18 protein-coding genes are annotated in these 23,559 nt (G+C 68.8%); 10 read left to right on the forward strand and 8 right to left on the reverse strand.

All coding sequences use genetic code 11. From position 1 onward, the window contains the following. The first annotated feature begins 220 nt into the window (after window positions 1–220). The 5 genes from lpdA to lipB all read left to right on the forward strand — a co-directional run bounded on the left by lpdA (window position 221) and on the right by lipB (window position 7,458). Window positions 221–1,618: a dihydrolipoyl dehydrogenase gene (gene lpdA / locus HR086_RS16025; protein WP_174456726.1), complete on the forward strand. Its 1,398-nt coding sequence runs from the start codon at window positions 221–223 to the stop codon at window positions 1,616–1,618. A 317-nt stretch (window positions 1,619–1,935) separates the two neighbouring features. Further along, window positions 1,936–2,865, forward strand: coding sequence for a lipoyl synthase (gene lipA / locus HR086_RS16030; RefSeq protein ID WP_141649413.1), 930 nt, complete (start codon window positions 1,936–1,938; stop codon window positions 2,863–2,865). Between the two features lie 57 nt (window positions 2,866–2,922). Continuing rightward, on the forward strand, window positions 2,923–4,191 hold the full coding sequence (locus HR086_RS16035) for a dihydrolipoamide acetyltransferase family protein (protein ID WP_174466051.1): 1,269 nt from the start codon (window positions 2,923–2,925) through the stop codon (window positions 4,189–4,191). 160 nt (window positions 4,192–4,351) lie between these two features. Continuing rightward, complete coding sequence (locus HR086_RS16040) at window positions 4,352–6,376, forward strand: ClpX C4-type zinc finger protein (RefSeq protein WP_174466052.1); 2,025 nt, start codon at window positions 4,352–4,354, stop codon at window positions 6,374–6,376. Continuing rightward, window positions 6,373–7,458, forward strand: coding sequence for a lipoyl(octanoyl) transferase LipB (gene lipB, locus HR086_RS16045; RefSeq protein ID WP_174466053.1), 1,086 nt, complete (start codon window positions 6,373–6,375; stop codon window positions 7,456–7,458). Before HR086_RS16040 ends, lipB begins: the two co-directional genes overlap by 4 nt. 31 nt (window positions 7,459–7,489) lie before the next feature. On the opposite strand, the gene HR086_RS16050 is transcribed toward lipB, so the two are convergent. From HR086_RS16050 to glp, 3 genes are all read right to left on the reverse strand, one after another. Continuing rightward, window positions 7,490–8,326: an MBL fold metallo-hydrolase gene (locus HR086_RS16050; protein ID WP_141645343.1), complete on the reverse strand. Its 837-nt coding sequence runs from the start codon at window positions 8,324–8,326 to the stop codon at window positions 7,490–7,492. Window positions 8,327–8,375: 49 nt separating this feature from the next. Continuing rightward, window positions 8,376–9,050, reverse strand: coding sequence for a GTP cyclohydrolase II (gene ribA / locus HR086_RS16055; protein WP_174456721.1), 675 nt, complete (start codon window positions 9,048–9,050; stop codon window positions 8,376–8,378). A 125-nt stretch (window positions 9,051–9,175) separates the two neighbouring features. After that, window positions 9,176–10,408 carry a gephyrin-like molybdotransferase Glp gene (glp, locus tag HR086_RS16060; protein WP_141645322.1) on the reverse strand — a complete coding sequence of 411 codons (1,233 nt, stop codon included), beginning with the start codon at window positions 10,406–10,408 and terminating at the stop codon, window positions 9,176–9,178. A gap of 175 nt (window positions 10,409–10,583) precedes the next feature. Here glp and HR086_RS16065 point away from each other — a divergent pair, with 175 nt between their 5' ends. From HR086_RS16065 to HR086_RS16085, 5 genes are all read left to right on the forward strand, one after another. Next, entirely contained in the window at window positions 10,584–12,017 is a 1,434-nt protein-coding gene (locus tag HR086_RS16065) for a protease inhibitor I42 family protein (protein WP_141645323.1), read from the forward strand. A 107-nt stretch (window positions 12,018–12,124) separates the two neighbouring features. Next, the gene (rnr, locus tag HR086_RS16070; protein WP_174466054.1) at window positions 12,125–15,961 is read left to right on the forward strand and encodes a ribonuclease R; all 3,837 of its coding nucleotides are present in this window, start codon (window positions 12,125–12,127) and stop codon (window positions 15,959–15,961) included. 66 nt (window positions 15,962–16,027) lie between these two features. Beyond that, the gene (locus tag HR086_RS16075; RefSeq protein ID WP_174466055.1) at window positions 16,028–16,750 is read left to right on the forward strand and encodes a hypothetical protein; all 723 of its coding nucleotides are present in this window, start codon (window positions 16,028–16,030) and stop codon (window positions 16,748–16,750) included. A 203-nt stretch (window positions 16,751–16,953) separates the two neighbouring features. Further along, window positions 16,954–17,721 (forward strand): hypothetical protein, encoded by a 768-nt coding sequence (locus HR086_RS16080; protein ID WP_254626339.1) that lies wholly within the window; start codon window positions 16,954–16,956, stop codon window positions 17,719–17,721. Between the two features lie 108 nt (window positions 17,722–17,829). Beyond that, window positions 17,830–18,045, forward strand: coding sequence for a DUF3185 family protein (locus HR086_RS16085; RefSeq protein WP_217441828.1), 216 nt, complete (start codon window positions 17,830–17,832; stop codon window positions 18,043–18,045). Between the two features lie 34 nt (window positions 18,046–18,079). On the opposite strand, the gene HR086_RS16090 is transcribed toward HR086_RS16085, so the two are convergent. The 5 genes from HR086_RS16090 to HR086_RS16110 all read right to left on the reverse strand — a co-directional run bounded on the left by HR086_RS16090 (window position 18,080) and on the right by HR086_RS16110 (window position 23,557). Then, window positions 18,080–19,360, reverse strand: a complete 1,281-nt coding sequence (locus tag HR086_RS16090; protein WP_246137423.1) for an MgtC/SapB family protein — start codon at window positions 19,358–19,360, stop codon at window positions 18,080–18,082. A 34-nt stretch (window positions 19,361–19,394) separates the two neighbouring features. Beyond that, entirely contained in the window at window positions 19,395–20,477 is a 1,083-nt protein-coding gene (locus HR086_RS16095; RefSeq protein WP_174466058.1) for an aquaporin, read from the reverse strand. Window positions 20,478–20,637: 160 nt separating this feature from the next. Further along, the gene (fghA, locus tag HR086_RS16100; protein WP_174462436.1) at window positions 20,638–21,489 is read right to left on the reverse strand and encodes an S-formylglutathione hydrolase; all 852 of its coding nucleotides are present in this window, start codon (window positions 21,487–21,489) and stop codon (window positions 20,638–20,640) included. Further along, window positions 21,486–22,598, reverse strand: coding sequence for an S-(hydroxymethyl)glutathione dehydrogenase/class III alcohol dehydrogenase (locus HR086_RS16105; protein WP_141645331.1), 1,113 nt, complete (start codon window positions 22,596–22,598; stop codon window positions 21,486–21,488). Before HR086_RS16105 ends, fghA begins: the two co-directional genes overlap by 4 nt. Window positions 22,599–22,771: 173 nt before the next feature. Continuing rightward, window positions 22,772–23,557: a tetratricopeptide repeat protein gene (locus HR086_RS16110; RefSeq protein ID WP_141645332.1), complete on the reverse strand. Its 786-nt coding sequence runs from the start codon at window positions 23,555–23,557 to the stop codon at window positions 22,772–22,774. Window positions 23,558–23,559 lie beyond the last annotated feature (2 nt).

A 23,559-nucleotide genomic window follows, 5' to 3' on the forward strand; every position in this document is an offset into this window, starting at 1 on the left:
TGGCGGTGGCGTCCCGGGTGGGGGAGCTCGCGGGCGAGGCCCCGGCCGTCTCATCCTGGTGCGTCACGCACCACAGGCGGGTGAAGGCGAGCAGCGCCACGAGCATCAGGAGGAGGGTTCTGAGCGGGAAACGGCGCACGAGCAATCTCCTTGATTCCGACCGGGAGCGGGGGTTATCAGCCCCACCGGGTTCCATCCGCAAATAATGACGGAGGCGTGCGTGGCTGAGACGTTCGACGTGGTGATCATCGGTTCGGGCCCTGGCGGCTACGTGGGTGCCATCCGCGCGGGGCAACTCGGGCTGAAGACGGCCATCATCGAGAAGGACAAGCGTCTGGGCGGTACCTGCCTCCACCGCGGGTGCATCCCCACCAAGTCCCTGCTGTGGACGGCGGAGTTGTTCCACCACGTCAAGGAGGCGGGGGACTTCGGCATCGACCTGTCGAGCCCGACGGTCAACTGGCCGAACGCGATGAAGCACAAGGACAAGGTCGTCACCAAGGGTGCCAACGGCATCGACTTCTTGATGAAGAAGAACAAGGTGACGGTCATCAAGGGCCACGGCCGCATCGCCGGCAAGGGCAAGGTGGAAGTCACCGCCGAGGACGGCTCCAAGCAGGTCCTGGACGCGAAGAACATCATCATCGCGACGGGCTCGGTGCCCAAGTCCCTGCCGAACGTGCCGGTGGACCACAAGCGCGTGCTCAACAGCGACTCCATCCTGCAGCTCGAGCGCATCCCCAAGAGCATCATTGTCCTGGGCGCTGGCGCGGTCGGCTGTGAGTTCGCCTCCATCTTCAACCACGTGGGCAGCAAGACCTCCATCGTGGAGTTCCTGCCCGCGCTGCTCCCCATCGAGGACGCGGACATCTCCAAGGAGCTGGAGAAGCTCTTCCGCCGTCGCGGCATCGACGTGCACACCGGCTCCGCGGTGGAGAAGGTGGAGCACACGGCGGACGGCGTGCGCGTCACCATGAAGGTCGGCAGCGAGACGAAGACGCTGGAGGCGGAGCTGCTGCTGTCCGCCGTCGGCCGCTCGCCCGTCACCGAGGACGTGGGCCTGGACAAGACGTCCATCAAGACGGAGCGCGGCTACATCAAGGTCGACGCGATGCTGCGCACCAGCGAGCCCAACGTCTACGCCGTGGGAGACGTCATCCCCACGCCGATGCTGGCCCACATGGCGAGCTCCGAGTGCGTGCTCGCGGTGGAGCACATCGCCGGGAAGAACCCGCAGCCCATCAACTACGACCTCACCCCGTCGGCCACGTACTGCTACCCCGAGGTCGCCTCGGTGGGCCTGACGGAGAAGAAGGCCAAGGAGCGCGGCTACGACGTCAAGATCGGCAACGCCCCGTTCGGCGCGGTGACGAAGTCGTCCATCACCAATGAGGCCACCGGCCTCATCAAGATCGTCTCCGACAAGAAGTACGACGAGGTGCTGGGCATCCACATCATCGGGCCCCACGCCACGGAGCTGCTGGCCGAGGCGTGCGTCGCGCTGAAGCTGGAGATCACCACCGAGGAACTGGCGGGCACCATCCACGCCCACCCGACGCTCTCGGAAATCGTCCACGAGGGCGCCGAGGCCACGCTGGGTCACCCCCGCCACTTCTAGGCCCAGGCTCGTCGAAGGTCAGGCCGTCCCGGAGCGTGGTTCCGAGGACGGCCTTTCCATGTCCGGCGTCCGCTGGGGCGGGTGGCCAGGATGCCTGCACACCAGGAGGGCCAGCGATGGACCGGCACGCCGTCGGGGCAGCGGCGCCCAAGTCGGGACATCCAGGCCCTCCAGTGCCCAGGTCCGGGGCTGCCCGGCCGGAGCGGGAGCATTAGTAGGAAAGCGACGCGCGCGAAGGGCCTGCCAGAGCTGACGCCTCGCGTTAGAGGCTTCAGGCTTGAACGTCTTCCGCCCAAACCATAGAAGGCCCGCGACCCATGGCGACTCCTGATCGGTTCCCGCTGCCCCAGGTGACTGAGACCACCCGCAAGCCGGACTGGCTGAAGGTCCGGCTGCCGCACGGCGAAGGGTACGAGCGGGTCAAGGCCATCGTGAAGCGCACGAAGCTGGCCACCGTCTGCGAAGAGGCCCGCTGCCCGAACATCGCCGAGTGCTGGGGGGGTGGCACGGCCACGGTGATGTTGATGGGTGAGGTGTGCACGCGCGCGTGCCGCTTCTGCCACGTGAAGGTGGGGGCGCCCCCGCCGTTGGATCCGATGGAGCCCATCCATCTGGCCCAGGCCGTCAAGGAGATGGACCTGGAGTACATCGTCGTCACGTCGGTGAACCGGGATGACCGGCCGGACGGCGGCGCCAGCCACTTCGCCTCCGCCATCCGCGAGCTGCGCCGGGAGAGCCCGCGCACCATCGTCGAGGTGCTCATCCCCGACTTCAAGGGCGTGGAGAAGGACCTGACCACGGTGGCCGAGGCCAAGCCGCACGTCGTCGCCCACAACGTGGAGACGGTGGAGCGCCTCACGCCGACGGTGAGAGACCGCCGCGCGAAGTACGCCCAGTCGCTCAAGGTGCTCGAGTACCTGAAGAACCGTCCCGAGGGCCTCTACACCAAGACGTCCGTCATGGTGGGCCTGGGCGAGACGGACGCGGAGCTGGAGCAGACCTTCAAGGACCTGCGTGAAGTGGGCGTGGACGTGCTCACGCTGGGCCAGTACCTGCAGCCCTCGCAGTACCACCTGCGGGTGGAGCGCTTCGTCACCCCGGCGCAGTTCGAGTCGTACAAGAAGCTGGCCGAGTCCTACGGCTTCCTCTACGTGGCCTCGGGTCCGCTGGTGCGCTCCAGCTACCGCGCCGCCGAGTTCTTCATGAAGGGCCTGATGGAGCGCGAGCGCCTCGAGCGGCTCGGCTGACCGGGCCTCGATTCGTGGCTTGACGCAACCCCCGTTCCTCTCGGAAAGACACCCCCCATGGCAACCTTCGAATTCAAGCTCCCCGACCTCGGTGAAGGCGTGATGGAGGGCGAGCTGGTCAAGTGGCACGTCAAGGCCGGCGACGTCGTCAAGGAAGACCAGGTGCTCGCCGAGGTGATGACGGACAAGGCCACCGTCACCGTCCCCAGCCCGAAGGCCGGGCGCGTCGTGTCGACGCACGGCAAGGAAGGGGACATCGCGAAGGTGCACCACCCCCTTGTCACGCTGGAGATCGACGGCGCGGCTCCGGCGCAGGCGGCGGGCCATGGCGCGGCGGCTCCGGCGCAGGCGGCCGCGGCGGCTCCGGCGCAGGCGCAGGCGACGGCTCCCGCGGCGGGTGCTTCGGCGCAGGCGTCGAAGGTGCTGGCCACGCCGGTGACCCGGCGCATGGCGCGCGAGCACGGGTTGGACCTGGCGACGATTCCGGGCAGCGGTCCGCAGGGGCGGGTGACGAAGGCGGACGTGGTGGCGGCGCTGGAGGGTGGCGGGGAGCAGAAGAACGTGGTGGCGGCTCCCGCGCAGGCGCGTCCCGCGGTGCCGGCCGTGTCGTCGGGTCGGGCGGACGAGCGCGTTCCTCTGCGGGGGCTGCGCAAGAAGATCGCCGAGAAGATGGTGCGCTCGAAGTTCACGATGCCGCACTTCGCCTTCGTGGAAGAAGTGGACGCGACGGACCTGGTGGCACTGCGCACCCGGCTCAACGCGCAGCTCGCGGCGTCGGGTGACAACACCAAGCTCAACTACCTGCCGTTCATCATCAAGGCGACCATCGCCGCGCTGAAGAAGTTCCCGCACCTGAACGCCAACTTCGATGAGGCGGCGCAGGAGCTGGTGGTGCGCGGCGAGTACAACATCGGCATGGCGGTGGCGACGCCGGATGGCCTCACCGTGGCGGTGGTGAAGGACGCGGACCGGCTGACGCTGGCGGAGATTGCTCGCGAGACGGCGCGTCTGGGAGCTGCCGCGAAGGAGCGGAAGCTGAAGCTGGAGGAGCTGACGGGCGGCACCTTCACCATCACCTCGCTGGGGCAGAGCGGTGGCCTGTTCGCCACGCCCATCATCAACCACCCCGAGGTGGGCATCATGGGCGTGCACAAGCTCAAGAAGCGCCCGGCCGTGGTGAAGGATCAGATCGTCATCCGCGACATGATGAACCTGTCGCTGTCGTGCGATCACCGCGTCATCGACGGCTCTGTGGCCGCGGACTTCGTCTACGAAGTCATCAAGTACCTGGAGAAGCCGGACCTGCTGTTCCTGGCCATGGCGTGATGTCTCGCCCAGAGGCCCGGGTGGCGTGGTCGCCCGGGTTTCGAGGCTGGGATGCCCCCTGGGCCGCCGGGGAGGGGGCTGACCGCTCGCCGGCGATTGCGTCTCGTGGAATGCGTCGAGGCCGGGCGGTGGTCCACCAAGACGGTTAGGCTCTGTCCGTATGGCCGAGAACCCTCGCGAGCTGATCCGCGCCGCGCAGTCCGCCGAGCTGCGGGGTGACGTGACTCGCGCCGTGGAGTGCCTCCAGCAAGCGGCGGCGTTCTATCGGAACGCGGGCAATGCCCCCCGAGCGCTCCAGTTGCTGCGCCATGCGCGCAGGCTGGATACGAGCCGCCTGGACATCCTCGAGGAGGTGAACCGCCTCGAAGGGATGACGGAGACGCTTCTGCCGACTCAAGGGGGCGAGGAGGAAGATGACGGCCAACTGGTGCTGTCCGTGGAGGATCTCCCGCTTCCTGAGCTTGTTCGTCGGCAACGCCTCATCCAGGACGCGCTGCGCGACGTGGAGTCGCAGCCGACAGGGAAGTCCCCCGAGCTCGCGGCCTGGGTGCTGGACACGGAAGTGAGCGAGGACCTCCAGCGACTCGAAGCCCAGCTCGCTCGGGTCGCGGCCTCCGTGGACCCAGGGGCGTCCGAGGTGCAGAAGCTTCATCCGGCGCGGAGCGCGGCCTCCGTGGAGCCAGGAGCTTCGGAGGGGCAGAAGCTTCATCCGGCGAGGAGCGCGGCCTCGATGGAGTCAGGGGCTTCGGAGGGGCAGAAGCTTCATCCGGCGCGGAGCGCGGCCTCGGTAGAGTCAGGGGCTTCGGAGCAGCAGAACTTTCATCCGATTCGGAGCTTGGTCTCGGCGGAGTCAGGGGCGTCCGCGGGGCAAGGCTTTCATCCGGTTCGGAGCGCGGCCTCCGTGGACCCAGGGGACTCGAAGGGGTTGGAGTTCCTGTCCGCTCAGCGCGAGGCCTCAGTGGAGTCAGGGGACTCGAAGGGGTTGGAGTTTCTGATCGGCCGGAGCGCAGCCTCGGCGGGGTCCACTCCGCGTGGGATGGTTCCGTCGGTGGCTCGGGATGCGTTGCCTTCTCGCGGTTCGGAGTTCGTGCGTGCGGAGCGTTCACATGGCGCGGTGGACGAGCAGCTCTTCGAGTCACGATGGAGACCCGGCTCGCCGGAAGGTGAGGAACCGTTCAGTGACGGGGTGCTCGCGCCGACGGGGCAGGCCGAGGCGCGAGACTCGGATGTGGAGGCCTTCGCCGCGCACGCGTCGGAGGACGACACCACGCCGAGGCGCAGGCGCGGACCGCGAATCATCGAGCGCGGACCCGCTCGCGCGGACGCGGCGCTGGATGCGTGGTGCTCGTTCTGCTGCCGCCCTCGCGCGGAGGTCGGAGACCTGGTCGCAGGACCGGCCGGTGCCTTCATCTGCAAGGCGTGTCTGACGGAGTCCGCATCGCTGCTCGGAGACGTGAGTCCCGTGCCGCTCCCGACGCGTCCTCGCTCGCCGGTGCGTGCCTCGGCCGCGATGGACTTCGTGGGTCAGCCCGATGTCCGCTCGTCGATGGAGCGAGCGCTCCAGTCGGGTGCTCGCTGCATCCTGCTGGTGGGGGCCGAGGGCTGGGGCAAGAGCGTCCTGCTCCAGATGCTCCAGCGACAGGGCAGGGGGATCCTCACCCCGGTGGCTTCGCTCGCGGAGGACCTGTCGGCCTCGCCCCTGTTCGTCGAGGACGTGGATCGCCTGAGCACGGAGCACCAGACCGCGCTCTCCGTCTTCCTCGCTCGTGAGTCGCGGCCCTCCGTGGTGCTCAGCGCGCGAGGGCTCGCACCCGAGCCGGGGAAACTCATCCTGCGCGGAGGCGAGGAGCGCCTCTTGGTGCCCACGACGGAGGCCTTGTCGCGCGCGGTACGTGGCGTCATCCCCGTGAGCATCCTGGAGCACGTCCAGGTGCTGCTCAGCCTGCACCCGCCCACGCGCGAGGACTACGTGGAGATGGCCCGCGCGCGACTGTCGCTGCGTGAGTCTGCAACCTCGCTGTCCGACAGCGTCCTCTCCGCCTTCGCCGCCGAGGCCGAGCGCTCCCCCCGCGCCGGCCATGAACTCCAGGCACTCCTCCAGCGGGTTCCCCCAGGTACCTGGGAACTCGAGAACGTGACGAAGCCGACGCCCCCTCGAAAGGGCCGGCGGAAGGGAACGTCGTGAACACCATCACCGTCTACCGGCTCGGCCGGGTGGAGTACGAGGACGGCCTCAACCTGATGCGCCTCTTCGGCGACTCACGTCGGGAGGGCCTGAGCGGCGATGTGTTGCTGTTGCTGGAGCACCCGCCCGTGCTCACGCTGGGCCGGGGCGCGAAGCGGGAGAACATCACCGCCTCCGACGCGAGCCTCTCCGCCGAGGACGTGAATGTCTTCGAGACCAACCGGGGCGGCGACGTCACCTATCACGGGCCCGGCCAGATAGTCGGCTACCCCATCTTCCTGCTCCCCGAGTCGCGCCGCGACGTCCGCCGCTACGTGCGTGACGTGGAGCGCTCCATCATGCAGGTCCTGTCCGAGTGGGGCATCACCGCGGGCCCCATCGTCAAGTGGCCCGGCGTGTGGATTGGCGAGGAGGGTGCGCCCGACGCGCGGAAGATCGCCGCCATCGGTGTCCACCTGTCCAGGTGGCTCACCACGCACGGCTTCGCGCTCAACGTGAACACGAAGATGGAGCACTTCCGCTTCATCGTGCCCTGCGGAATCCGCGAGGCCGGTGTCACCTCCATGCAGCGGGAGCGCGGGCACGCAGTCCCTGTCCCGGATGTGGAAGAGGCGCTCGCCCGGAGCTTCTGCGCCGTGTTCGACAGCGAGCGCGTGGATGCCCCCGCGCCCATGCGCACCGTCAGCATCGCCGTCGTGCGAGGTCGAGGCCCGGAGGCGCGCGTGTTGCTCGTGCGACGTCGTCCCGAGCGCGGCGGCTTCTGGCAGATCCTCACCGGCCGCGTGGAGGCTGGAGAGTCACCCACCCAGGCCGCGATCCGAGAGCTGGAGGAGGAGACGGGCCTTCGACTTCCCGTGGAGGACCTGGCCTACCGTCACTCCTTCGCCATCGGCGAGACGTTGCCGCCCGTGCTCGCGGAGGAGAGTGGCTTCGCCGTCCACGTCGCGCCGGACACCGAGGTCCGCCTGGGCCCCGAGCACGATGACTTCGAGTGGGTGGACGTCCCCACCGCCATGGAGCGCCTGCCATTCGCGGGGCTGCGCGAGGCGGTGAAGCGCGCGGTGTCAGCGCGCGACAGCTGAAGGAAGCCAGGGCCGCGCCCGCTTCGCGCGGCTACAGCTTGATGACCATCGACTCCTTGGCGGCGATGGCCTCCGGGCGGCGCCTGCGCACCTGCCGCAGCAGCTTGTCCATGGCCGCGTCGTCGCGCGAGGGGTCATGGTGGAAGAGCACCAGCGTCTTCACCTGCGCGGCGTCCGCGGCGGCCACGGCGGCCTGCCATGTCGAGTGCCCCCAGCCCGTGCGCGCCGGCCCACAGCGGCCGTGGTACTCGTCCTCCGTGTACATGGAGTCGTAGATGAGCAGGTCCGCGCCACGCGCGAAGTCGAACAGCCCCGAGTCCAGATCACTGCCGTGCTCCACATCCGTGGCGTACACCACGGAGCGGCCACCGCACTCCACGCGATACCCCAGGTTGCCGCCCGGGTGGTTCAACTCCAACCAGCGCACCTGGGCGGGGCCGAGCTGGAGCGTTCCTCCCGGAGAGAGGTCCCGGTACGTGAGCTTCGCGCGGAAGGCCCCCTCCGCCGTCACCGGGAAGTAGGGCTGCACCATCTGCCCACCCAGCAGCTCCCGGGTGGTGCGCCCGTTGCGTGACGGCCCGTTCAGGGTCAGCTCGCTCGTCGGGATGAAGATGGGCGCGAAGAAGGGAAGGCCCTGCAGGTGATCGTAGTGGTAGTGCGAGATGAAGATGTTGCCGCGCACCGGCCCGGGGGGCCCCATGAGCAAGGAATCGCCCAGCGCACGCGCTCCCGAGCCCAGGTCGAAGATCAGCAGCTCGTCCCCGCACCGCACTTCCACGCACGGCGTGTTGCCGCCGTAGCGCTTCGTCTGCGGACCGGGGGAGGGGATGGAGCCGCGCACTCCCCAGAAGCGCACCTCGAAGGGCACACGGGCTTGATTGCGCACGACGGCGTTGCGCCGCCGCGCAGGCGTCTTCTCAGCCGGCCTTGGCTTCCGTGTCGTCGTCCTCGGCGAAGAGCTCAATCAGGTGCCCCGTACGCTCGCGCTTCGTCCTCAGGTAGTCGACGTTATGCGGATTGTGCTCGGTCCGGGAAGGGATTCGACGCAGGACGGGAATGCCTTCCTCCACCATCCCGGCGATCTTCAGCGGATTGTTGGTGATGAGGTCCACCGAGCGTACGTCCAGCGAGCGCAGCATCTCCGCCGCGATGTCGTAGCTGCGCAGGTCGTCCGCGAAGCCGAGCTGACGGTTGGCCTCGTACGTGTCCAGCCCCTTGGACTGGAGGGCGTACGCCTTGATTTTGTTGCCCAGGCCGATGCCTCGGCCTTCCTGTCGCAGGTAGAGCACCACGCCCAGCTTCTGCTGGGTGATGAAGTCCAGCGCCCGGTCCAACTGCTCGCGGCAGTCGCACTTCAAGCTGCCGAAGACCTCGCTCGTCAGGCACTCGGAGTGGATTCGCACCGGCACCCCTTCCTCACCGGACACGTTGCCCGCGACGAGCGCCACGTGCTCTCGACCGTTGCGGCGATCCCTGAACACGATGGTCCGCAGGGGCCCCCGCTCCGTGGGGATGTCCGCCTCCGAGAACCGCTCCAGGTGCTGCGTCGGTTTACGGGTCGGAAGAACCTGGGGTGAGCGAATGTCCGACATGATGGTTCATTCTCCAGATGCGAGGCCCCCTGTTTGGTGCCCCCATGCGCGCAAGTCAAGGCGGACTCACCACCGCTGCCGCCTGAAATCCTCCGCAAAGATGCACGATGGACGGCTCCGGTTTCTCAAGCCCCCCAGGAGAGCGGCAACAATTCCACCGGGTCTCCATGAGACAAGCTGCTGGCTTCCCGCGCGAAGTGCAGCAGATGCGTGGCCGTCGCCGCGGAACGGAGCACTCCCGACGTCTGGGTGGCCAGGGGGCGCGCCCAGAGGTTGCCGTCCTTCCAGGCAGCCGTCACCCGGACGAAGTGCGCCAGCCCTGGAGGCTTGGACAGCCGACCGTCCAGGCGCCCAGGCACTCGCGAGGGGTCCACGTCGGTGTGGCCGAGCAGCCTGCGGAGCGCCGGCCTGACGAAGAGCTCGAAGGTGACCAGCGACGAGGTGGGGTTGCCCGGCAGACCGAAGAACAGCGTGCTCCCGCGCTTGCCCACCACCAGCGGCTTGCCCGGCTTGATGGCCACGCGCCACAGGTGCTGTTGCACCCCGATGGCGGCAAGGACCTCCTTCACGTAGTCGCGCTCGCCCACGGACACGCCCGCGCTGGTGAGCACCACGTCGAAGCCGTGGGCGCGCGACAGGAACTCGCCCACGGAGTCCCGCGTGTCCTGGGCGATGCCCAGCAGGGATGGGTGCCCGCCCGCGCGGCGGACCGCGAGCGCCAGTGACGGGGCGTTGGTGTCGACGATGCGGCCCCTGGGAGGCTCGTCGGCGCGGCACAGCTCGTCGCCCGTGGAGAGGATGGCCACCCGGGGCGCGCGCGGCACCGGCGCCGACAGGATGCCCTGGGCCCAGAGCAACCCCAGCTCGGGGATGCCCAGCGGGGTGCCTCGGGCCAGCAAGAGTGTCCCTTCCTTCGCGTCCTCGCCGCGGGGCCTCACGTGCTGGCCCGACTCCACGGCCTCCAGGATGTCCACCTGATCCGCGCCCCCATCCGGCACGGGGCGGACCCGCTCGCGCATGACCACGGCGTCCGCGCCCACGGGGAGGGGAGCGCCCGTCATGATCCGCACACAGGTGCCAGGCCGAACCTCCTGGCGCGGCGTGCCGCCCGCGTAGACGGTCTCCAACACCGGCAGTCTCACCGGCAGCGAGCCCGCCAGGTCGTCGGCGCGCACCGCGTAGCCGTCCATCGCCGAGTTGTCCCAGGGAGGCAGCGTCCGCTGGGCAAGCACGTCCTCCGCCAGCGTCCTGCCCAGCGCATCATCGAGGGCCAGCCACTCGGCCGACAGGGGCGTGGCCAGGGCCAGCACCCGGGCTCGGGCCTCGTCTTCCGGAAGCAGCGTCGCGGCGTCGTTCATGGGCGTCATCTTCAGCCCGGTTCGCACCCAAAGTCCGAGAGAAAATCAAGTGTTAGTTTGACAGCCCATCTGATCATCGTTACAAGCTCCAATCATCGCGAAGCCTGCCAGTCCTCCTGGGGGTGGCGTGGCAACCCGTTGAAAGTACACGGGAACTCTCAAGGAGACAGCGTCGATGGCCAAGCCCAAGTCCGGGGCCAAGAAGGCGACTCCCGCTGGAAAGACTGGCGCGAAGTCCGCCGCGAAGAAGGATAAATCCGCCCGGCTGGACCTGATCAAGAACGCGTCCAAGCGGGTCGCTACCTCGACGACGAAGCTGGTGAAGGGGGTCGGGGATTCGGTGACGAAGGGCGCGAAGGCCGCAGCGAAGAAGGCGGCCGTCGAGACCGCTCCCGAGAAGGAGAAGGTCATCGAGAAGGACAAGGCTGTCGAGAAGGAGAAGGCCGCGGAGAAGGCGCCTTCCAAGAAGTCAGCGGCGAAGCCCGCTCCCGCCGCGAAGTCCGCGACGGCGAAGGCGGCGGCTCCCGCTGCGAAGACTCCCGCTGGAACGAAGGGCACGACGGGCAAGGGCGCCGGAAAGGCCGCCTCCGCTCCCGCGGTTCCCGCCGTGGAGAAGCCGCGTCCTCGCGCCACCAAGCTGCCGCCCCCGGGCGAGCCGCTCACCAAGCGTGAGATGGAGCAGCTGCTCACCGCGGGCGAGGGTCGTGGCGTGATGGGCGAGGGCAGCCTCAAGGGCCGTCTGGTCGTCCTCAACGAGATGCCCAACCTGGTGGTGGTGGGGCGCGACAAGCGAGAGCTCACGTTCCTGCTGCAGGGACCGGATCAGGAAGTCCTCCCCGCCTACGTGAACCACAAGGTCTCCGTCAGCGGGATGATCCGCAAGACGACCAACCACGGCGGCGTGGTGGACGTGCGCAAGTACTCCGCGAAGAAGCCGGAGGCCGAGGTCGTGGAGGCTCCGCCCGCGGACACCGAGCCCCGGCTGCGCTACCTGTCGCCCGGTGAAGTCTCCATGGTGACGGCGGCCGGCATGGGCGCGGGCATCAAGGGCTTCGCGGCCGTGCGCGGAAATCTGGAGATGAACGGCGAGGAGTTCATCCTCGTCGTCTCCAACGGCGGCACGCGCCAGCAGGTGTCGTTCCTCATCGAGGGCAAGGCCGCCGTCAAGAGCCTGCGCAAGAACGTGGGCCACACGCTGCAGGTGATGGGCGTGGTGGACAAGCTTTCCGGCTGGGGTGGTCGCATCACCGCGGAGAACGTGGAGCCGCGTCCGTCGGAAGCTCGCGCCGTATCGCGCGACGAGATGGAGATGGTCCACATCGAGGGCGAGGTGCCCACGTCCGTCGACGTGAAGCTCAACCACGGCCTCACCGTGCGTCTGCCCGAGCAGCCCGGGTTCACCTGGGCCATCGAGCCGACGGCGGCCAAGCGCGTGGGCCTGCGCGAAGCCAACTTCGAACCGGGTCCCAACGGCGGCTCGGCCACGCGCGAGTTTTTCTTCACTCCCCGAAACCCGGGGACTTTCGAGGTGGAGTTCTTCCTGGCCAAGGCGCTGACGCCGGGCCTGGTGGACCGCTCCTTCAAGATCAACGTCACGGTCAAGCCCTGAACTTCGCTTCCTGGAGAAGGTTCCGGGAAGCAGTCGGTCGCCGGGGGGTTCCCGCCCGGCCGCTTCGGGCTTACCCGTTCCCGTAGCGGCCGAGCCGCGACCCCACCGTGAGCATTTCTTCCGACCTTCTCCAGCAGATCCTCTCCGACGCCGACCACCCGCTGGGCATCAAGGAGCTCCTGCGACTCGCGGGCCTGCACCCTGGCCAGCAGACCGAGCTCAAGCGCTCCCTCCGGGACCTCGTGCGTCAGGGCCACATCGTCAAGGAGGGCAAGCGCTTCCTGCGCCCCCAACCTCGGCGTGATGACGGCCTGCCTGTTCCTCCCCCCGTAGCTCCCGACGTGCCGGACGTCGTCGCCGTGCGCGGCGACCACCGACCCCGGCAGGAGAAGGGGCGCCCCTACGACGCCCCCACGCGCGAACGCCTCACGGGCCAGGGTGCCCGAGGCCAGGAGGGCGGTGGCTTCAAGGGCCGCTCACCCAACGCCCAAGGCTCGCGAGATTTCGCGCGGACCGACGGCGCGCGTGGCCGCGAGCGCCGGGACTTCAACAAGCCAGGCTCGTCGCGTCGTGACGAGGGGCGCGAGCGCTTCGGTCATCGGGGCCCTCGTCGTCCGGCGTTCGGCGAGGTGTTGGACACGGTGGAGGGCATCCTCCACGTCCACCGCGACGGCTTCGGCTTCGTGCATCCGGTGGGTGGAGAGGGCGAGAACATCTTCCTGCCTCCGGCCGAGGCGCAGCGCGCGCTCGACAATGACCGGGTGGTGGTGGAAGTGGCGGGGCGGCCCGGCCGGTACGAGGGGCGCCTGGTGCGCGTCGTCGACCGTCGCCGCGAGCTGGCGGTGGGCGTCTACACGACGCAGGGCCGCCATGCGCTGGTGCTTCCCACCGATACCAGCCTTCCCGGCCCCATCCGCGTGCCGCAGACGCAGATGGCCCAGGAAGGAGACCTGGTGAAGGTGCGCCTGGGCGTGGGCGCGAACCTGTTGGAGCCGGGACGCGGACTGTTCGGCGAGGTGGCCGGCTCGCTCGGCAAGCCGGGGACTCCCAGCTCGGAAGTGATTGGCATCGCCTACTCGCAGGGCTTCTCGGACGAGTTCCCTCCGGAGGTCATGGACGAGGCGGACCGCTACGCCGTGAAGGTGTCGGAGGAAGAGGCGAGCGGCGAGCAGCGCAAGGACCTGCGCTCGATGCAGCTCGTCACCATCGACGGTGAGGACGCGCGCGACTTCGACGACGCGGTGTACGTGGAGGACCTCGCGGGCGGGTGGCGGCTGGTGGTCGCCATCGCGGACGTGACGCACTACGTGCGCGAGCGCAGCGCGTTGGACGCGGAGGCCCTGCGTCGCGCGACGTCCGTGTACCTGCCGGACCGCGTGCTGCCCATGCTTCCGGAGCGGCTCAGCAACGGCATCTGCTCCCTGCGGCCGGACGAAGACCGGCTGTGCATGGTGGCGGACATGACGTTCGACGCCCAGGGACAGCGGCGCTCGTCCACGCTCTACCCGGCGGTGATGCGCAGCGCGGCGCGCTGCACGTACAACGAGGTGCAGGACGTCCTCGACGGCAAGAGCGTGCCGCACCGCGATGCCTTCAAGCCGCACTTCGAGAAGATGATGTCGCTGGCCCGCGCGCTGATGAAGATGCGCAAGGAGCGGGGCGCCATCGACTTCGACATCCCCGAGCACAAGGTGGTGCTGGGCAAGGACGGCCTGCCCGAGCGCATGGACAAGCGCGAGCGCAAGGACAGCCACCGGCTCATCGAGGAGTGCATGCTCGCCGCCAACGAGGCGGTGGCGCGCTTCTTCCAGGACGAGGGCCTGCCCACGGTGTACCGGTTCCATGGCGAGCCGGACCCGGAGAAGCTGGCCGCCTTCGGGGCGCTGGCGCAGGCGTACGGCTTCAAGCTGGTCATCGACGACGGCGTGTCCTCGAAGGAGCTGGACGCGTTCATCAGCCAGCTCACGGGTCACCCGGAGCAGCGGGCGCTGAACCAGCTCCTGCTTCGCTCGATGATGCAGGCCGTGTACACGCCGTCGAAGGTGGGCCACTACGGCCTCGCGGCGGAGCACTACCTGCACTTCACCTCGCCCATCCGGCGGTATCCGGACCTGCTGGTGCACCGGCTGTTGAAGGCGCACTGGGCGAGGGAGGGGCGCAAGCCGTCCCTGGCGATGTTGGACCGCGAGGAGGAGAAGCTCGAGGACATGGCCATGCAGTGCTCCGACAGGGAGCGCGCGGCCATGCAGGTGGAGCGGGAGGTGGTGTCCTTCTACGCGACCCTGATGATGAAGGACCGCGTCGGCGAGGAGTTCGCGGCCACCGTGGCGGCCATCACCGACTTCGGGTTCTTCGTCGAACTGGACGCAGAGCACGTCGAGGGTCTGGTGAAGGCGGAGACGCTGGGGCCCGGCTCGAAGCTGGACAAGCAGACGCACTCGCTCGTGTATCCGAACGGGCGGCGCGTGCGCGTGGGGCAGAAGCTGCGCGTGCGGCTGCTGTCGGCGAATCCGACGGCGCGGAAGATCGACTTCGACGCGCTCCAGTTCGTGGGCGAAGCGCCGCTGTCGCGTCATGAGGGTGGCGCACCCGCGCGTCGTCGCCCCGAGCCGCGCGAGCAGCAGCTGCCGTACGGCAAGCCCAAGCCGGGCAAGCCCGGACAGTGGGAGCGAGACACGAGCAAGGGTGCGCCGGCTCGCTCCTGGGCCGCGCGTGAGGAACCCTCTCGTCCTCGTGGGCGCTTCGTGCGCGAGGGGCGACGCGAGGAGGCCTCGCCTCCCCGCAGCGAGTCCACATTCAAGAAGCCCTGGCGAGACGACACGGCGAAGACGCAAGCCGGTCCTCCGGGGGCTCGGTCCCCGGGAGAAGCTCACGGGCCGAAGCGGCGGATGTTCGTGCGGCCGGAGCAGGGCGCGAGCTCGGACGTGAGCAGCGCGCCCGTGCAGGAGACGCAAGAGGTCCGCGAGGAAACCGTTCCCGAGGTGCCTGACACGACGACGTCCTGGTCGGATCCGAGCACGAGCGAGAGCATGGGGGCGTCACCGCATCCCGGCTTTGACCGGCTGCGTGCGTTGGCCTCGCAGAGCCAGCCCGTGGGGAAGGGTGGCCGGCCCTCGCAGCCGCGTCATGGGCAGGGGCCGGGACGTGGAGGCAAGCCCGCGTCGAAGGACTCTCGCTTCAACCGCCCCGCATCCGTGTTCGTGCCTCCGAAGCCGCCCGCGGAGACGAAGCCCGAGTTCGCGCCGGAGAACTGGCAGCCTTCGGTTCCGCCCGAGCCTCCGGCGAAGCCGCCGGTTCGCGAGCAGCGAGAGCCCGCAGCGCGTTCGACGCCCGAGGTGGCGGCGGCGCGGCCCGCGGAGGTCCCCGCGAAGTCGCCTGAGCGTCTGTCGCCCCCAGCGGCGGAAGTCCGCGCTCCGCCTGTGTCCGAGTCGCCTGTTTCTCGGCCCACGACGGAGGTAGCCACGCAGCCAGGGCCCAAGAGCGAGAGCGTCAAGCCCTCGCCCGAGAAGGCACCGAAGCGCACGACCGCCGTCAAACGCAGTGCGGCCAAGGTGTCCGCGGACGCGGCCCCGGTGGCGCGTTCTCCGACCGCGAGACCGAAGGCGGTCGGCAAGAAGCCCGTCGTCACGGTGAAGAAGGCCGCTTCGGGCAAGGCTTCGGCTCCGGTGAAGAAGGCCGCGGCAAAGAAGGCTCCGGCAAAGAAGGCTCCGGTGAAGAAGGCCGCTCCTTCGAAGCCCGTCGCCAAGAAGTCGCCCAAGGCCAAGGTCGCGAAGGCCAAGGTGGCCACGGCAAAGCCGACCAGGTCCAAGGTGCCCAAGACCCAGGTGAAGTCGCCCCGGTCGAAGGCTCCCAAGGTCCAGGCGAAGAGCGCGGCGAAGCCCGGCAAGTCATCCGTGTCGGGTGGCAAGGCGCGCGGCGCGGTCAAAGGGCGGACGAAGCGCTGAAGCCTGTCGCTGACGTGTATCGAGGACGCTGGACTGGAGATTCGCGTGCTTCACCGTCCTCGCTACATGCCCGCCGACCTGTCTTCGGCGCCGCTGTCCTTCGCTTGGAGCAACGAAATCGCTGTCTCGTTCAGCGATCCGAACGCGCAGCCTCGGCAGTTGGTCGAGAAGGTCTGGTCGCTCGACTACAAAGCCAAGGCGACTCTTGGTCTGGCTTGCCTGGAATGGGTGCTCTTTCGGCTGGATGGCCACACGGATGTCGGAGATCCGCTCCAGCGTGTCGAGGCCGCCTGGGCGTCCATCCTCGACAAGGGTTATGCGAGGAGCCTGGACTTCGACGACGTCCGTGACGAGGTCAATCGCAAGGGAGATCCCGACGGGCCTCGCCAGAAGGCGCTGATCCTCCTCGATGACCTGCACTTCGCCTGGGGCAAGAGCCGCACGGCGCTCGAATGGACCGCGGTCAAATCCGCGCACCTCGCGCGCAGGGTGGTGCCCGCGTCGAGTGGGTATGAGGACTGGCTGGAACGCACCTTGGCCGCACTGAGCGCGGCCCATCCGTGCAGCGCTGGGTTCTCGCACAGCGCACGGACCTTCGACCATTCCGCCGAACCACCGATTCCGCGTGCCTGGTTCGAGTCGCTTACCGTGCCCCTCGATGAGGCGGCGGACCGCGCCGCATGGGACGCGTTCCTGCGCGGATTGGACCCGGCCGACAACCCCTACCTCGTGCTCGCGGACGAACTCCGCGCAGAGGGCTTCAGGGGCGAGCCGTATCGCCTGGCCTGAGGGCGCGCCCATTGGGGCCGCTCGGGGCGCGCGACACCGCCCCTGTCCCGTGTGAATTTTTCTCCAGGGACCTCGTCCTGAGCGTGCCCATGGACATTGACGGTCCATGGTCAGTCCTCCTGCACAGTCCCCCCGGAGATGACATGTATTCGCGCGCCCTTGTCTCAGCCCTGGTTGTCTTCGCTTTCGTCGGTTGTGCCGGCATGACCGTGACCACGACCTCGACGGGGCTCGACGGTAAGACCACCGTTCGCAGCTCGGACCCGGCGGAGCAGGCACGCATCGACGCGAAGGAGCGCGACAAGGAGGCCTACGCCAAGGCCATCGCCGAAGCACCTCGGCGTTCGCCCCAGGACCCCATCCAGGTCGCCGTGTTCGAGACGACGGTCGCTGAAGCGCTCTCCAAGGCGCTCGACCGAAAGCAGCTCGACGAATCTCTCCGGCGCGAACTCTCCGCCGACCCCCTGTTGCGCATCGTGCCGGTGACGGGGCTGACTGGCAGCGCGGCGCGAATCGGTGCGTCGGATGAGGATCGCATCTCCGCCGCCCGTGAGAAGGGCATCTCTCCGGATGTGTGGGTCATGCCGCATGTCATGCTGGAGGACGCGGTGGGGTCGAGCGGCGGGAGGCTTGTCTCCGTGAAGGCCTTCACGCTCCTCAGTGGCGTGGTGTCCGCGTACGGGACCGGCGCGACGCAGTCCAAGGAGCAGGGGACGGTCTTCCAGAACGCGCAGGTGGTGAGGAACGCAGCGATGAGCATTCGTGCCGCCGTCGTGGGGGGACTCGGGCCGAACCTTCCCGACCACGAAGCGGTGGCCGCGCTGCAGGAAGAGCGTCGGCGGAAGGCGGCGGACACCATCGCGGAGCAGGCTGGAATCCTCCCCGAGGACGACACCGCCACCCGGATGAGGAAGCTCATGGACCTGGCGAAGCAGCCCAAGCAGCCGGCTCAGTCGTCCGCGCAGGAGTAGGCAGGCGACGCCGTTGGGGGACGCCCATCCCCTCGGCCCGCATTTCCACCGGGCGCTCTCCTGGGGCGCTATAACGCTCTCGGTTCAACTCGAGGAGTCACCGTGGGAATGATTCGGCTCGTGGGAGTGATGCTCGCCGTCGCGGGCGGCGTGTTGCTGTGGACGGGACTGAATGCGCGCGAGTCGTTGACCGAGCGCGCGACGCAGGCCCTCACGGGCAAGTACAGCGAGAACACCACGCTGTACATCGCGGGCGGCGGCGCCGCGCTGGCGGGCGGCATCCTCCTCGCGCTGGTCGGCGGCGGCTCGCGCAAGCGTCGTTAGCCGCGGACCGACCCGCTCGACTCGGCCCCAGGGCTCAGGGGAACAGCCCTCCGATTCGGGTCTGGACGAAGGCCCCGGCGAGGCCCAGGACGAACACCGTGCCGAGGGCCCATCCCAATCGCACGGTGAGCGCCCGCTGCCCCGCCACTCGTGCCACCACCACGAAGCTGACGGCGGCGCTCGCGAGTGACGCGATGGTGGCGCCGACTCCCGCGGTGGTCGGTGACAGCGACCCATGCGAACTCAGTGACGCGGCCGAGGCCACCGCCGAGGCGCTCGACACCAGTCCTCCCAGCGCGCTCACCGCATAGAAGCCCGCGTGGCCCAGGAGACTTTGCCCCACCGTGCCCACGACCTGGAACAGCAGCAGCATCGCTCCGAACTTGAGCGCGGACGTGAGCGAGAAGGGACTCTCCAGGGGCAGCGACGGCACGGCGGCCGCGCTGCTCGGAGTCTTGCGGGCCCTCACCAGCGCGAGCCCGATGCTCGACAGCAGGATGAGCGTGAGCGGCACCACGGAGTTCACCAGCGCCCGATAGGACAGGATGCCGAGCAGTGCGGCATTGCGCATCGCCATCGCCGCCGTGGCCAGCATGACGCCTCGATACGCCACGTCCTGGAGCCGTCCGTCCGTCTCCTTCACGCGATGGGCCAGCTCCGTCACCGTGACGGTGCTGTTGACGAGCCCTCCCAGGAATCCCGTCACCTCCACGCCGCGCGTGCCGAAGAGCTTGAGCAACACGTAGTTCACGAACCCCATCGCCGCGATGAGGATGACCGTCACCCATGCCACGCGGGGCACGATGAGCCCCCATGGGTCGACGGGCGCGGTCGGCAACACCGGGTAGATGGCGAAGGCGAGGATGGCCAGCAGGATGGCGGAGCGCAGCTCCTCGGCGGTGATCTTGCTGCTGAAGCCCGCCAGTCGCTCCTTCCATGTGAGCAGCCCCGCGCTCGTCACGGCCACCGCCGCGGGTGTCACCACATGCCCCAATCCACACAGCACTCCGGTGAAGCCGGTGACGAGGAGCGCGGCGGAGGTGGTCAGCTCCGCGCCCTCGTTCGCCCGCAGCGACTGCCAGTTCAGGAAGCCCACCAGCACACCCAGCAGGGCCACGGCGGTGATGGCGAACGGAGTGCCCAGCAGCCCGCCCATCGCCCCCAGCAGCGATGCGAAGCCGAAGGTGCGCAAGCCGGCCTCCTTGCCACGCCACTCGCGCTCCAACCCCACGAACAGCCCCACGCCCAAGGCCAGCGTCAAGCGCATCAACGTCTCGAGCGGCGGCCAGGAGACGGCCGGCGGAAGTCCTTCCATCAAGGGTGAGCCTCTCCTTCGTCGAGCGAAGACTTCAGGTGGTGTGGCGTGGTGCCTCGTGCGCCGCGTCGCCCACGGCGTGCAGCCGGGACCATCCGCGCTCGCGCAACAATCGCTGGATGGGCTCGCGCAGTGACGCTCGGAGTCGCTGCACCTCATCCGGAGTGCCATCTTCACTCATGGGCACCCGCCAGGAAGCGCCGCCTCCCGCCAACGGAGGCGCATCCTCACCGGCCAGGACCAGCCGCACCACGAGCGGCGGCGGTCCGTTCGCATCCCCGTCACACGCGGCGCCATCCACCGTGGCCCGGGCCCGGTCCTGGGCGGAGAGGCCATTGAAGACGGTGACGGCCTGCTCGGCCACGGTTGGACGCGAGCACTGGAAGACGACACACCAGGGCCTGTGCGCGGGCTTCTCCGCGGGCATCATCAACCAACGGAAGAGCAGCACGGCGAGCGTGGCGCCCAGCATCTGCGCGGCGACGAAGGACTCGACATCCATCGCATGCAGGGCGCTGGCGCGGGTGCTCACCGCGCGCGCGAGGATGAGCGCGGGATTGGCGAGCGAGCGCGAGTCGGTGAACCAGACGGTGGCGGCGGCGTAGCCCGCGACGACGAGGGGCGTGGCGGAGGGCCGGCTGCGCACGCACCCGCGCACCACCACCAGCAGGCCGAATGTGGCGACCAGCTCCGTGAGGAACTGCGCGGAGCTGGCCGAAGGCGCGCGCGTCGCGATGAGCAGGGGCTCCCCACACATGAGGTGGGCCACCAGCCGTCCGACCAGGCCACCGCCGAGCTGCGCGAGCACGTAGCGCGGCACGTCCCGCCACGGCGTGCCGTCCTCCAGCGCGTCCGCGAAGGTGAGGGCGGGATTGAAGTGCGCCCCGGACAGCGGCTGGAGCACCAGCGTGAGGCAGGCGAGGACGACGCCCGCGGCCAGGGACATGAAGAGGCGCCCGTCGGTGGCGCTCACTCCCAGGTGCTCCGCGCCGTGGTGGGCCCCTTCGAGTGCCACCACGAGCAGCCCGCAGCCGAGCGCTTCGACCGCGAGCCTCCGGGGCCGGTTCAGGCGCCCCGTGCCGGACGGTGTCGTCGTGGATGGAAGTGCACCCGTCATCGCCCGGCCCTCCAGCGGATCTCCCACCCTATGCCTCGACGAAAGGGTCGTCAAAGGCGAGCGCGAGGGCCCGAGCGAAAGCCGACGAGTGGTCGGGCTTGCTCGCTCGCGGAGGGCCCGGACGTGTCCGTCACCGGGCCCCCGCGAGGTGTCCGCGAGGCTACGCGTTCAGCGCCGCGGCGTGGTGCCGCAGGTGGTCCTCCATGAACGTGGAGATGAAGTAGTAGCCGTGGTCATACCCGTCATGGATGCGCAGCGTGAGCGGCTGCCCCGTGGCCTCGCAGGCCTCTTTCAGCAGCTCCGGCTTGAGCTGTTCCTGGAGGAACTTGTCGCCCGTTCCCTGGTCCACCAGCAGCGGAGGAAGCCGCGTCTTCGCGGAGCGGATCAGCTCCGTGGCGTCGTACTCGCGCCACGTGGCCGTGTCCTCGCCCAGGTAGCCCTTGAAGGCCTTCTGGCCCCACGGCACGCGCATGGGCGCGACGATGGGCGCGAAGGCGGACACGGAGCGGTATCGCCCCGGATTGCGCAGCGCGCACACCAGCGCGCCATGGCCGCCCATGGAGTGCCCGAAGATGCCCTCGCGGTCCTCCCGGGCGGGGAAGTGCTCGGCGATGAGCGCGGGCAGCTCCCGGGTGACGTACGTGCCCATGCGGTAGCGCGCGGACCAGGGCGCCTGGGTGGCGTCCAGGTAGAAGCCCGCGCCCACGCCGAAGTCCCAGGACGCGTCCTCGCCGGGATAGCCCGCGCCTCGAGGACTGGTGTCGGGTGCCACCAGCATCACCCCCAGCTCGGAGGCCACGCGCTGCGCGCCTCCCTTGATGAGGAAGGTGTCCTCCGTGCACGTGAGGCCGGCGAGGTAGTAGAGCACCGGCACCTTGCGCTCCCGCGCCTGAGGCGGAACGAAGACGCCGAAGCGCATGTCACCCCCGCACGCCTCGGACACGTGCTTGTAGAAGCCGACGGTGCCGTCGAAGCAGCGGTGCTGGCTCAGCAGTGTGGGGGCGGCCGTCATGAGTACTTCACCACGCTGCGGATGGACTCGCCCCGGTGCATCAGGTCGAAGCCCTGGTTGATGTCCTCCAGCTTCAGCGTGTGGGTGATGAGGTCGTCGACGTTGATCTTCCCGTTCATGTACCAGTCGACAATCTGGGGAACGTCCGTGCGGCCACGCGCGCCGCCGAACGCGCTGCCCTTCCACACGCGCCCGGTGACGAGCTGGAAGGGCCGCGTCTTGATCTCCTGCCCGGCACCCGCCACGCCGATGACGATGCTCTCGCCCCAGCCCCGGTGGCAGCACTCGAGGGCCTGGCGCATCGTGTTCACGTTGCCGATGCACTCGAAGCTGTAGTCCGCGCCGCCGTTCGTCAGGTTGACGAGGTAGGGCACCAGGTCCCCCTCGACTTCCTTCGGGTTGACGAAGTGGGTGAGGCCGAACTTCTCCGCCATGGCCTTGCGCGCGGGGTTGATGTCCACGCCGACAATCTGGTCCGCGCCCACCATGCGCGCGGCCTGCACCACGTTGAGCCCGATTCCGCCCAGTCCGAACACGACGACGCGCGCGCCCGCCTCCACCTTCGCCGTGTACACCACCGCGCCGATGCCCGTCGTCACGCCGCAGCCGATGTAGCAGACCTTGTCGAACGGGGCGTCCTCGCGAATCTTCGCGACGGCGATCTCCGGCAGCACCGTGTACTGCGCGAAGGTGGACGTGCCCATGTAGTGGTGCACGCTCTGCTTGCCCAACCGGAAGCGACTGGTGCCGTCCGGCATCAGGCCCTTGCCCTGCGTCGCGCGGATGGCCGTACACAGGTTCGTCTTGCGCGACAGGCACGACTTACATTGCCGACACTCCGGCGTGTACAGCGGGATGACGTGGTCGCCCTTGCGCACCGACGTCACGCCCGGCCCCACGTCCACCACCACTCCCGCGCCCTCGTGGCCGAGAATGGCGGGGAACAAGCCCTCCGGGTCCTGCCCGGAGAGCGTGAACTCGTCCGTGTGGCAGATGCCGGTGGCCTTCAGCTCGATGAGCACCTCTCCCGCCTTGGGCCCCTCGAGGTGAACCGTCTCGATGCTCAACGGCTTTCCCGCCTCGAGCGCCACCGCCGCGCGCACGTCCATACACGAGCCTCCCTGTGAAGTTTTGAGGGGCGCAGCGTAATGCGCACGGCGCCTTCGGGGCACGACGGAATCACCCCGTGACCTCCAGGAAACGCTTCTGCCTTCGAGAAAAAACGAAGGGCCTGGAACCGGTGCGCGGTTCCAGGCCCTGGAGCTTCAGGAAGGCGAGGGGACTACTGCGCGTTCGCCGCCTGGGCCTTGGTGGCCTTCTGCGCGTCGCTGAACTTCTTGGTCATGTCCGCGAACTGGCCCTGGAACTCGTCCATCCGCTTCTGGTGCTCGGCGGCGCGGGCGTTCGCCTCGGCGACGATGGCCGGGTCCTTCGCGTTCTCGGTGGCCTCCGACAGCGCCATCTCCTTCTGCTGCCGCTCGTATTCCATGAGGCGGCCCATCACCACGCGCTTGTTGAGGTACGTGTTGGCGGAGTTGGGGTTGAGGGCGATGACCTGGTCGTAATAGTTGAGCGACTTCTCCAGGTCGGCCTTGACGATGGGCGCCGCCATGGAGCGCGCACCACCGCGCTGGGCGTAGATTTCAGCAATCCACCCGAGGGACGCCTCGTCCTTCGGCTCGAGCTTCAGGGCCTCGTTGAAGTACTTCTCGGCCGCTTCCGTGGCGCCGCCCTGCATGTTCATGCTGGCGAGCGTCCGGTACGTCTCGGCCTTCTCGGCCGGCGTGGTCTTCATCTCGAGGATCTTCAGGACGGCCTCGCTGGCCTTGTCCATCTCCCCGAGCTGGAGGTGGGCGAACGCCTTCTTCTCCCAGACCTTCTCCTGCTTGGGGTCCGCCTGGAGCGACAGCGCGTAGGCCGCGGCGGCCTCCTTGTACTCCTTCTTGCTCAGGTGATCGCTGCCCTTGATGCGGTGTGGCTTGGCGAGGTCCTCCTCGCCTTTACAGGCCACCGTGCCGCCCAGGGCGAGAACTCCGAACACCAGACCGACTCGTGCCAGTCGCTTCATGT

Source organism: Myxococcus sp. CA039A (assembly GCF_013336645.1).
Lineage (GTDB): Bacteria > Myxococcota > Myxococcia > Myxococcales > Myxococcaceae > Myxococcus > Myxococcus llanfairpwllgwyngyllgogerychwyrndrobwllllantysiliogogogochensis.

Bases quoted from the DNA above. Each gene is read 5' to 3' on its own strand.
- ribA (WP_174456721.1), bottom strand. From the start codon at position 9,050: ATGTCGGACATTCGCTCACCCCAGGTTCTTCCGACCCGTAAACCGACG.
- HR086_RS16035 (WP_174466051.1), top strand. From the start codon at position 2,923: ATGGCAACCTTCGAATTCAAGCTCCCCGACCTCGGTGAAGGCGTGATG.
- HR086_RS16040 (WP_174466052.1), top strand. From the start codon at position 4,352: ATGGCCGAGAACCCTCGCGAGCTGATCCGCGCCGCGCAGTCCGCCGAG.
- glp (WP_141645322.1), bottom strand. From the start codon at position 10,408: ATGAACGACGCCGCGACGCTGCTTCCGGAAGACGAGGCCCGAGCCCGG.
- HR086_RS16085 (WP_217441828.1), top strand. From the start codon at position 17,830: ATGATTCGGCTCGTGGGAGTGATGCTCGCCGTCGCGGGCGGCGTGTTG.
- fghA (WP_174462436.1), bottom strand. From the start codon at position 21,489: ATGACGGCCGCCCCCACACTGCTGAGCCAGCACCGCTGCTTCGACGGC.
- HR086_RS16080 (WP_254626339.1), top strand. From the start codon at position 16,954: ATGACCGTGACCACGACCTCGACGGGGCTCGACGGTAAGACCACCGTT.
- HR086_RS16105 (WP_141645331.1), bottom strand. From the start codon at position 22,598: ATGGACGTGCGCGCGGCGGTGGCGCTCGAGGCGGGAAAGCCGTTGAGC.
- HR086_RS16090 (WP_246137423.1), bottom strand. From the start codon at position 19,360: ATGGAAGGACTTCCGCCGGCCGTCTCCTGGCCGCCGCTCGAGACGTTG.
- HR086_RS16075 (WP_174466055.1), top strand. From the start codon at position 16,028: ATGCCCGCCGACCTGTCTTCGGCGCCGCTGTCCTTCGCTTGGAGCAAC.
- HR086_RS16095 (WP_174466058.1), bottom strand. From the start codon at position 20,477: ATGACGGGTGCACTTCCATCCACGACGACACCGTCCGGCACGGGGCGC.
- HR086_RS16110 (WP_141645332.1), bottom strand. From the start codon at position 23,557: ATGAAGCGACTGGCACGAGTCGGTCTGGTGTTCGGAGTTCTCGCCCTG.
- lipA (WP_141649413.1), top strand. From the start codon at position 1,936: ATGGCGACTCCTGATCGGTTCCCGCTGCCCCAGGTGACTGAGACCACC.
- HR086_RS16065 (WP_141645323.1), top strand. From the start codon at position 10,584: ATGGCCAAGCCCAAGTCCGGGGCCAAGAAGGCGACTCCCGCTGGAAAG.